The organism is Mesorhizobium silamurunense (assembly GCF_014843905.1).
Classification (GTDB): domain Bacteria; phylum Pseudomonadota; class Alphaproteobacteria; order Rhizobiales; family Rhizobiaceae; genus Mesorhizobium; species Mesorhizobium silamurunense.
On the sequence record NZ_LPVS01000144.1, the window covers coordinates 1 to 254 of the forward strand.

The 254-nt window shown below is 65.7% G+C and carries 1 protein-coding gene; it reads right to left on the reverse strand.

The features are described from left to right. Positions 1–254, reverse strand: a 254-nt coding sequence (locus AU465_RS32770) for a transposase (protein WP_192257127.1), incomplete at both ends; no start/stop codon positions are given.

A 254-nucleotide genomic window follows, 5' to 3' on the forward strand; every position in this document is an offset into this window, starting at 1 on the left:
ACGGGGGCGTCCACACATGTCCATGACGACGATATCGCCGGGCTTCAGCACGGTGATGAGTTGTTGCTCGACATAAGCGCGGAAGCATTGGCCGTTGATCGGGCCGTCGAAGACGCAAGGTGCCGCGAGCCGATCCCAGCGCAGCGCGCCGAGGAAGGTCAACGTGCGCCAGTGGCCGTACGGAGCCAGGCCGCGCAGCCGCTTGCCCTTCGGCCCCCAGCCACGCAGCGGAGCCATGTTGGTTTTGATCCAGG